Source organism: Sphingomonas sp. 2SG (genome assembly GCF_005503285.1).
Taxonomy (GTDB): Bacteria; Pseudomonadota; Alphaproteobacteria; order Sphingomonadales; family Sphingomonadaceae; genus Sphingomonas; species Sphingomonas taxi.
The window spans coordinates 1-9,680 of record NZ_SCMZ01000081.1 but is presented as its reverse complement, the minus strand read 5'-3'; the positions used below and the strand labels follow the sequence as shown (position 1 = coordinate 9,680).

At 66.3% G+C, this 9,680-nt stretch carries 7 protein-coding genes; 2 read left to right on the top strand and 5 right to left on the bottom strand.

What is annotated here, in order from left to right:
- Positions 1 to 526: 526 nt before the first annotated feature.
- From mmsB to FFS23_RS19190, 4 genes are read right to left on the bottom strand one after another with little or no spacing between them, the layout of a single operon-like run.
- The gene (gene mmsB / locus FFS23_RS19205; RefSeq protein WP_137899862.1) at positions 527 to 1,399 is read right to left on the bottom strand and encodes a 3-hydroxyisobutyrate dehydrogenase; all 873 of its coding nucleotides are present in this window, start codon (positions 1,397 to 1,399) and stop codon (positions 527 to 529) included.
- Between the two features lie 9 nt (positions 1,400 to 1,408).
- Positions 1,409 to 2,572: an acyl-CoA dehydrogenase family protein gene (locus tag FFS23_RS19200; protein WP_171009556.1), complete on the bottom strand. Its 1,164-nt coding sequence runs from the start codon at positions 2,570 to 2,572 to the stop codon at positions 1,409 to 1,411.
- 7 nt (positions 2,573 to 2,579) lie between these two features.
- Positions 2,580 to 3,074: a hypothetical protein gene (locus FFS23_RS19195; RefSeq protein ID WP_137899861.1), complete on the bottom strand. Its 495-nt coding sequence runs from the start codon at positions 3,072 to 3,074 to the stop codon at positions 2,580 to 2,582.
- A gap of 5 nt (positions 3,075 to 3,079) precedes the next feature.
- The gene (locus FFS23_RS19190; protein WP_137899860.1) at positions 3,080 to 4,609 is read right to left on the bottom strand and encodes a CoA-acylating methylmalonate-semialdehyde dehydrogenase; all 1,530 of its coding nucleotides are present in this window, start codon (positions 4,607 to 4,609) and stop codon (positions 3,080 to 3,082) included.
- Positions 4,610 to 5,137: 528 nt separating this feature from the next.
- On the opposite strand from FFS23_RS19190, the gene FFS23_RS19185 reads away from it, so the two are divergent.
- The gene (locus FFS23_RS19185; RefSeq protein WP_137899859.1) at positions 5,138 to 5,524 is read left to right on the top strand and encodes a hypothetical protein; all 387 of its coding nucleotides are present in this window, start codon (positions 5,138 to 5,140) and stop codon (positions 5,522 to 5,524) included.
- A gap of 239 nt (positions 5,525 to 5,763) precedes the next feature.
- Positions 5,764 to 6,528 (top strand): hypothetical protein, encoded by a 765-nt coding sequence (locus FFS23_RS19180; RefSeq protein WP_137899858.1) that lies wholly within the window; start codon positions 5,764 to 5,766, stop codon positions 6,526 to 6,528.
- A gap of 493 nt (positions 6,529 to 7,021) precedes the next feature.
- On the opposite strand, the gene topA is transcribed toward FFS23_RS19180, so the two are convergent.
- Positions 7,022 to 9,625, bottom strand: coding sequence for a type I DNA topoisomerase (gene topA, locus FFS23_RS19175; RefSeq protein ID WP_137899857.1), 2,604 nt, complete (start codon positions 9,623 to 9,625; stop codon positions 7,022 to 7,024).
- Positions 9,626 to 9,680: the final 55 nt, after the last annotated feature.

Genomic DNA, 9,680 nt, shown 5'->3' with positions numbered 1-9,680 from the left:
ATCCCGGCGCAGGCCGGGACCCATGGTTACGGTGCGGCCAGTGGTGCGTGCTGCCATCCGCCGCGCGTGTCCATGGGTCCCGGCGTTCGCCGGGATGACGATAAGGGCGGGGGTTGCGCGCCCCTCCACCGTCATCCCCGCGGAGGCGGGGATCCAGACGCGCGGATCTTCGCTTGAGCCGCGGGGTCAGCGTGTATGGATCCCCGCCTCCGCGGGGATGACAGTGAGGGGGTGTTCGGCGGACGGTGCCTTCCTCCATCGTCATCCCGGCGCAGGCCGGGACCCATGGTTGCGGCGTGGGCAATGGTGCGTGCTGCCATCCGCCGCGCGTGTCCATGGGTCCCGGCGTTCGCCGGGATGACGATAGGGGGGCGGGGGTGCGCGCCCCTCCACCGTCATCCCCGCGGAGGCGGGGATCCAGACGCGTGGGTCTTCGCTTGAGCCGCGGGGGCAGCGTATATGGATCCCCGCCTTCGCGGGGATGACAGTAGGGGGTGTTTAGAAGGGGACGCCTCCCCTCCGCACATCACAGCGTCCGGATGATCCCCGAGAAATCCGTTCCGCCGTTCCCGGCGGCGACGAACGCCTCGTACAAGGCGGTCGCATGCGCGCCGAGCGGGGTCGTCGCGCCCGCGCCTTCGGCCGCCTGCATCGCCAGCCGCAGGTCCTTGAGCATCAGCGCGGCGGCGAATCCGCCCTGATAGTCGTGGTCGGCGGGCGTCTCCGGGCCGACGCCGGGGAGGGGGCAATAGCTCGTCATCGACCAGCTCTGGCCCGAGCTGACCGACGAGATTTCGTAGAAGGTCTGCGCATCGAGCCCCAGCCGTTCGGCGAGCCGGAACGCCTCGCAGGTCGCGATCATCGTCGCGCCGAGCAGCATGTTGTTGGCCATCTTGGCGGCCTGGCCGGCGCCGCTCGCGCCGGCGTGGATCACCGCCTTGCCCATGTCGGCGAGAAACGGGCGCGCGCGTTCGAACGCATCCTCGGGACCGCCGACCATGAAGGTGAGCGTGCCGGCATTGGCGGCGCCGATCCCGCCCGACACCGGCGCGTCGACCGCGGCGAGACCCTTGGCCGCCGCGGTCCCGGCGACGCGGCGCGCGGTGGCGACGTCGATCGTCGAACAGTCGATCAGGATCGCGGACGGCTCGGCATGGCCGAACACCGCATCGGCATAGACGCTTTCGACATGCGTGCCGGCGGGCAGCATGGTGACGATCGCCTCGGCACCCGCAACCGCCTCGGCGGCGCCGGCGACGGGCAGGCAGCCGGCCGCCTGCGCCTTGTCGAGCGCCGCGGCGCTGAGGTCGAAGGCGCGGACGTCATGGCCGTGCTTCGCGAGGTTGGCGGCCATGCCGCCGCCCATGTTGCCGAGGCCGATGAAGGCGACGCGTGCCATGTCTCTCTCCTATTGCCGGATCAGGTCGCGGCCGACGATCATCCGCATCACCTGGTTGGTGCCTTCGAGGATCGAATGGACGCGCAGGTCGCGCCAGAAACGCTCGATCGGATAATCCATCAGATAGCCGTAGCCGCCGTGCAATTGCAGCGCGCGGTCGACGACGCTGCTGCCGGTATCGGTGGCGAGCCGCTTGGCCATCGCCGCGAAGCGCGTCTTGTCGGGGGCGTTGGCGGTCACCTTCGCCGCCGCCATGTAGAGCAGCGCACGCGCCGCCTCCAGCTCGGTCGCCATGTCGGCGAGGGTGAATTGGGTGTTCTGGAAGTCGGCGATCGCCGTACCGAACTGCTTGCGGTCCTTGGTATAGCGGATCGCCTCGTCGAGGCAGCGCTGCGCGCCGCCGAGGCTGCACGCGCCGATGTTGAGCCGGCCGCCGTCGAGCCCCATCATCGCGATGCGGAAGCCCTCGCCCTCGGCGCCGACGAGATTTTCCACCGGCACGCGGACGTTGTCGAACGTCACCTGCCGCGTCGGCTGCGAATGCCAGCCGAGCTTGCGCTCGTTGGCGCCGAACGACACGCCGGCCATGTCCTTCTCGATCACCAGCGCCGAAATGCCCTTGGGCCCCTCCTCGCCGGTGCGGACCATCGTCACGTAGACCTCGTTCTCGCCGGCGCCGGAGATGAACTGTTTCGAGCCGGTGACGACATAATGATCGCCGTCGCGGACCGCCTTGGTCTTCAGCGCGGCGGCGTCGCTGCCCGAGCCGGGTTCGGTGAGGCAATAGCTGCCGAGCCGGTCCATCGTGACGAGGCTGGGGAGATATTTGTCCTTCACCGTCTGCGACCCGAAGCGGTCGATCATCCAGCTCGCCATATTGTGGATCGAGATGAATGCGCTGGTCGACGGACAGCCATAGGCCATCGCCTCCATGATGAGTGCCGCCTCGAGCCGGCCGAGCGCGATGCCGCCGCTCTCCTCCGACACGTAGATCGCGGCGAAGCCGAGTTCGGCCGCCGCCTTGATCGTGTCGCGCGGGAAGATGTGCTTCTCGTCCCATTCCGCCGCATGGGGCGTGATCCGGTCGGCGGTGAAGCGGCGCGCGAGTTCCTGGATCTCGCGCTGGTCGTCCGTGAGATCAAATTGGGGGGTCAGGTCGAACTGGTTTTCCATGATATCCTCAGGCCGGGCAGCGGCTGTAGCGGAACGAGCCGGCGCGATTGGCGTCGCCCCTGGCCTCGCGCACCAGCGTCTTGCCGTCGTCGAGCAGGGTGAGCGTGGTGGGTTCGGACCAGGTCATGCCCTCGCCGCTCATCGGCAGGTCGAAGGCGATCTGGTCCGGGCGGGTCTGGCGGATCGTGGCCGCGGTGCCGCGCGATTCGAAGAAGGACAGGCGGTTGCCGGCGATGGTCAGCGTGCCCTTGTCGGCACCGCTCGCCGGGTCGCAATCGCCCGACACCATGCCCCAATGGCCCTGGAAGCCGCCGGGAATCGCGGCGATCGGCGAGGGGCTGACCGCGGGGATCGGCACGACGCTGTTCTGCGGATCGACGGTGAGGTCGTTTGGCGTCGGCTCGACCGCGGCGCTGCCGCCCGACGATTCGTTGTTGGCCGATTCGCCGCCCGAACAGGCGGCGAGACCGAGCGCGGCGGCGAGGAGGATCGTGCTGCGCATGCCGGTCAGCCCATCGTCGGGATGACGAAGGCGTCCTGGATGCGGCTCGGGCCGCCATCCTCGCTGCCGCCGGGGAGCGCCGAGCCGTCGGGCCAGCGCTGCGTCACCGTCTTGACCTTGGTCCAGAATTTGACGCCTTCCATGCCGTGCTGGTTGGTGTCGCCGAACGCGCTGCGCTTCCAGCCGCCGAAGCTGTGATAGGCGACCGGCACCGGGATCGGCACGTTGATCCCGACCATCCCGACATTGACCCGCGCCGCGAACTCGCGCGCGGCATGGCCGTTGCGGGTGAAGATCGCGACGCCGTTGCCATATTGATGCTCGCTCGGCAGCCGCACCGCGGTCTCGAAATCGGGCGCGCGGACGATCTGGAGGACGGGGCCGAAGATCTCCTCCTTATACGCCGACATCTCGGGCGTGACGCGGTCGAACAAGGTCGGGCCGACGAAGAAGCCCTTCTCATGCCCCTGCAGCGTGAAGCCGCGGCCGTCGACGACCAGTTCGGCGCCCTCGTCGACGCCGGTCTGGATCCAGTTCTCGACGCGCTGCTTGTGCGCGGCGTTGACCACCGGGCCGTAATGCGCCTGCGCATCGGTCGACACGCCGACGCGCAGCGCGGCGATCGCCGGGATCAGTTTCTCGCGCAGCGCATCGGCGGTCTTGTCGCCGACCGGCACCACCACGGGCAGCGCCATGCAGCGCTCGCCCGCCGAACCGAAGGCCGCGCCCGACAGATCGGCGACGACCTGGTCGAGATCGGCGTCGGGCATGACGATGCCGTGGTTCTTGGCGCCGCCCATCGCCTGCACCCGCTTGCCCGCCTCAACGCCGCGGCGGTAGACGTAATGCGCGATGTCGCTCGACCCGACGAAGCTGACCGCGCTGATCGCGGGGTGATCGAGGATCGCGTCGACCATCGCCTTGTCGCCATGGACGACCTGCAAAATGCCCTTGGGCGCGCCTGCCTCCAGCATCAGTTCGGCGAGCCGCACCGGCACCGACGGATCGCGTTCGGACGGCTTGAGGAGGAAGGCGTTGCCGGTGGCGATGGCGACGCCGAACATCCACATCGGGATCATCGCCGGGAAGTTGAACGGGGTGATCCCCGCGCCGATGCCGAGCGGCTGGCGCATCGAATAGACGTCGATGCCGGGGCCGGCGCCTTGCGTATATTCGCCCTTCAGGATGTGCGGGATGCCGCAGCAGAATTCGATCACCTCCAGCCCGCGCTGGATGTCGCCCTTCGAATCGGCGATCACCTTGCCGTGTTCGGAGGAGAGCAGGTGCGCGAGCGCGTCCATGTTCGCCTCGACCAGTTCCTTGAAGCGGAACATGACGCGGGCGCGGCGCTGCGGATTGGTGGCGGCCCAGCCGGGCTGCGCGGCCTGCGCCGCGGCGACGGCGCGGTCGAGATCGGCCGCGGTGCCGAGCGGCACGCGCGCCTGGATCTCGCCGCTGTTGGGATCGAACACGTCGCCGTAGCGCGTGGCATCACCGCCGGCCGATCCGACGATGAGATGATCGATGGTACGCATCCTCGCTCCTTCGTGCCGCTTTGGTCGGCTTTGGAGCTTCCGTCGCAGGGTCGGGCGTGCGGTGCAAGAGGGGGCGGGCAATTGGTGGGGAAGGCTGACGTTTTTTGGAGGGCGGCGCGCTTGATGTGGCGTAGGCTATCTAAGGAATGCGGAGCCTACGGCAGGACACCGTAGGCTATTAGCGCTGCGTCCTTAAGGCAGTGCTCAGGAAAAAATTGTGTCACCGTGATGAAAATCAGAGGATTTCCGCGATTTGTGGCAGGGCGATATATACCGGTATGCCGCACTAGGTTGTGCGGAGCGCAACCAGTGTGTGTGGGCCGTCTCAACTTCAACACGTAGCTTCGCCTTCTGCCGCCCCAGCCAGCTCGTAAAAACTCAATCCTCTTAATGACTTGCGCAGATATTCTGACCCATTGTGGGGCAGGTATTTGGGGCAGCCTTGTGGGCGTTCTTGCTTGATTGAAGAGTCGCGCTAACCTCCGAACCGAGGCGCATAAGCGCAGTAGGATGAAAGGGGGGGGCGGAATGGCTGCCAAATTGCGAGTAAGTCTAGCGGAGGGCATCTTCGAGGCGGAGGGGGATGACGCCTTCGTCAAGGAAATGCATTCCGAGTTTAAGGACTATGTTGGGCAATTTTTCGGAGCGAAGCCGCAGCCGCCCGTGCGTTCACAACCTGATCGTACTGCGTCAGAGAAGCCGCGGGAAGAACCCGAAGGTGACGAGGAGTCGCTTGAGGCTGGCGAAACTTCTGGCAAGGTACGCCGTACCCCTGTGCGACGCCGCCGCGTCACCGCCCCTGTAGAAGGTGGCCCCACCAAGAAGGCCAGGTACGAGCCACAGGTCGACCCGGACCTGAAGCTGCCGGGAATGGTCGACGCGTTCAACTCATATGAGTTTAGGGGCCACCATTAGATGGTGCTGTTCTTTGGCCACTTCCTTGCCCACGACGCCGGGCTAAATCCCTTTACGGCGAGTCAGATATTCACCTGTTACCGGATGGTGAAAGTCAAGCCGCCCAAGTCGTTCACCCAAGCGGTGTATGACAATCGATCGAAGAGGCACTTCTTCAAGATTGAAAGCCTCGATGCTATATCTATGACCCACATAGGGGACACTTACTACGAGTATGATCTTAAGAAGGCTGATCAAGCTTGAGCGGGGTAAGTGGCTTTTATAGCTCTTTGGAAGGTGCCAACGGCTTTAGTGCAGGCGGACGGATCGACGCGTTTGTATACTACCTTACAGAGGTGGTCGGTGCACCGAGCGCCACCGCTGCAGAGGTAGCCGCTTGTTTCCGCCAATGCGACCTAGCAGTGCCCGCGTCGATCCCACAGCACCTGTCGCGCGGACTGAAAGGGAAGCCGCCAAAGTTCATCAAGGTCGGAGCGGGCGGCTACCGCTTAGAGCGCCACGCCAAGCAGCGACTTGCCGGATTGATTGGCGCAGAAACCGCCGTGCTAGACATCCCCGCAGATTTACAGCGATTGGTCGATGAATTGCCTGAAGGTGCCCGGAGGGATTTCCTAAAGGAGGCGCTGGCCTGCTTCGGGGTTCATGCGTACCGGGCGACTGTCACGATGGCGTGGCTGCTAACCTTAGATCACCTCTTTGAGCTGATCCTGACTAACCACTTGGCCGCATTCAACAAAGTGCTGGCGGCGAACACCGACAGGCGGGTGAAGGTCACGACGGTCGCCGTTCGTGATGACTTCGGTGAAATGCCCGAGGGCAAGTTCGTCGAGTTCTGTCGCTCGGCGGGTGTCGTATCGAATGACGTCCGAAAAATACTTGATGAGAAGCTTGGGACACGCAACAGCGCGGCGCATCCATCCGGGGTTGTGTTCAGTAGGGCGAAGGTGGTCTCCTTTGTTGAGGACCTCTTCGCGAATGTCATCCGCAAGTATCCGCTGAAGTGACGCGCAGGCCCTCGGCGCGCCGACACCATAAGGATTGAACAAAGTTAACTAGGCCTCCGATTGTGTCGGTGGCTTTGCGTCATGAGAGTAGACGGTGGTGCTGTCTTCCGCGCGCAAGCCCTAACTAGTAAACGAGAGCCAATTTCCTGCGCTGCCATTCAGTACGTAATCACCGTTGCCGAGACTTTACAAAATTGTCGGCACCGAGGTCGCCGTCGCCCAGCGCCATCAAGAAATCACTGTCGGACGCAAGGAGACAACCAGCCGAAAGGCGCAAACCGCCAGAACCGTTGGTGCTGAGCTTGTCGAAGCACAGTGGGACTCACCTGCCCTTCGACAGGCTCAGGGCGAACGGGGGAGGGGTGGTTCGGCTGGCCGGGGTCACGCGCCGTCATCGACGCGCCCGTTCTGACCGGATTATGCGGGGCGTATCGGCTGTGGCGGGACGGCGCATGCCTCGGCAGCCGGGGGGAGGCGAACCTCCCCCCGCGCATCACTCCGCCGCGGCTTTCTTCGCCGCGGGCTTCTTCGCCGGCGCCTTCTTGGCCGCCGCTGGCTTTGCCGCCGTCGTCTTCGTCCCCGCCGCCTTGGCCGCGGGCTTCTTCGCCGCGGCCTTCTTGGCGGGCGCCTTCTTCTTCTTTGCCGGTGCCGCCGCCGCGCGGTCGTCGATCAGCTGGGCCGCCTCTTCCAGCGTCAGCGCCTCGGGGGTGATCGACTTGGGCAGGGTCGCGTTGGTCTCGCCGTCGGTGACATAGGGGCCGTAGCGCCCCTCCATCAGCTTGATCTCCGCCTCGGTGCGCGGGTGCTTGCCGAGCTCCTTGAGCGGCGCGCGCGCGGCGCCGCGTGCCGGACGGCCGCCGCCCGCCGCCGCCTCGGCGAGCTTGACCACCGCGGCGTTCATCCCCGTCTCGAACACGTCGGCGGTCGATTGCAATCGCGCATATTTGCCGCTGTGCGCCAGATACGGCCCGTAGCGGCCGATCGACGCGGTGATCGGCTCGCCCGTCTCCGGGTGGTTGCCGATCGTGCGCGGCAGGCTGAGCAGCTTGAGCGCCCATTCGAGGTCGAGCTCGCCGGGCAGGTCCTTGGGGATCGAGGCGCGCCTGGCCTCCTTGCCCTCGCCGAGCTGGATATAGGGGCCGAACCGCCCCGACTTGCGCTCGACCTCGAGCCCCGTCGCCGGGTCCTTGCCGAGCCCCTCGGGGCCGCTGTCGCCCTCCTCGCCGCCGGGTTGCGCGAAGCGGCGGGTGTATTTGCACTCGGGATAATTGGAGCAGGCGATGAACGCGCCGAACTTGCCGCCGCGCAGCGCCAGCTTGCCCTCCTCGCATTTGGGGCAGAGCCGCGGGTCCGATCCGTCCGCCTTGTCGGGGAACAGATAGGGCGCGAGGAAGACGTCGAGCTCGGCGGTGATCGCGCTAGGCTGCTGCTCCATCACCTCGTTGGTGCGCGGCTTGAAGTCGCGCCAGAAGGCTTCGAGCACCGCCTGCCATTGCGCGCGGCCGCCCGAGACGTCGTCGAGCTCCTCCTCCAGCTCCGCGGTATAGTCGAAGCCGACGTATTTCTCGAAGAAGCGCTCGAGGAAGGCGGTGACGAGGCGGCCGCTTTCCTCGGCGAAGAAGCGGTTCTTCTCGACGCGCACATAGGCGCGGTCCTTCAGCGTCTTGATGATCGAGGCATAGGTCGACGGGCGGCCGATGCCGAGTTCCTCCATCCGCTTGACGAGGCTCGCTTCCGAGAAGCGCGGCGGCGGCTGGGTGAAATGCTGTTCGGCGTCGACGGCCTTTTTCGCCGGCGCGTCGCCCTCGCGCAGGCGGGGCAGGCGGCGCGCCTCCTCGTCCTGCGTGTCGTCCGACCCCTCTTCGTAGAGCGCGAGGAAGCCGGGGAAGAGCACGACCTGGCCGGTCGCGCGCAGTACGTTGCGGCCGGTGCCGTCCGCCATCTCGACGGTGGTGCGCTCCATGCGCGCCGAGGCCATCTGGCTGGCGAGCGCGCGCTTCCAGATCAGCTCGTACAGGCGGTTGTGGTCGCCCGAGCCGGCGCGGTCCTTGGTGAAGTCGGTCGGGCGGATCGCCTCGTGCGCTTCCTGCGCGTTCTTCGCCTTGGTCTGATACTGGCGCGGCGAATCGGGCACGTAGCTCGCGTCATAGCGGTTGGCGATGGCGAGGCGCGCGGCGGAGATGGCGCTGCCGTCCATCTGCACGCCGTCGGTGCGCATATAGGTGATCGCGCCGTCCTCGTAGAGGCCCTGCGCGATCCGCATCGTATGATCGGCGGAGAAGCCGAGCTTGCGCGCCGCCTCCTGCTGGAGCGTCGAAGTGGTGAAGGGCGGCGGCGGGTTGCGCGTCGCCGGCTTGGTCTCGACGGTCTGGACCGAGAAGCGGCCCTCCTCGACCGCGGTCTTGGCTTTCAGCGCGTCGCCCTCGGTGCCGATCGACAGGCGGTCGAGCTTTTTGCCGTCCCATTGCACGAGGCGCGCGACGAAGGGCGTGCCGTCCTGCTCCATCTGCGCGGTGACCGACCAATATTCCTGTGCCTTGAACGCCTCGATCTCGCGTTCGCGGCCGACGATCAGGCGCAGCGCGACCGACTGGACGCGGCCCGCCGACTTGGCGCCGGGCAGCTTGCGCCACAGCACCGGCGAGAGGGTGAAGCCGACGAGATAGTCCAATGCGCGGCGGGCGCGATAGGCGTCGATCAGGTCGGTATCGAGCTCGCGCGGCGCCTTCATCGCGGCGAGGATCGCCGGCTTGGTGATCGCGTTGAAGGTGACGCGCTGGACGTCCTTGGGCAGCGCCTTGCGGCCGCGCAGCACCTCCTGCACGTGCCAGCTGATCGCCTCGCCCTCGCGATCGGGGTCGGTGGCGAGGATCAGGCGGTCGGCGGTCTTCGAGAGATCAGCGATCGCCTTCAGCTGCTTGGACTTGTCCGCGTAATTCTCCCATTCCATCGCGAAATTCTCGTCCGGGTTCACCGAGCCGTCGCGCGCCGGCAGATCGCGGACGTGACCGTAGGAGGCGAGGACGCGGAAATCCGAGCCGAGATACTTTTCGATGGTTTTCGCCTTGGCGGGCGATTCGACGATGACGAGCTGCATGGCGGTTCAATAGCGTCCTTACGTGTACGCGCGAGGGTGGCGAGCGGTCGGGGCT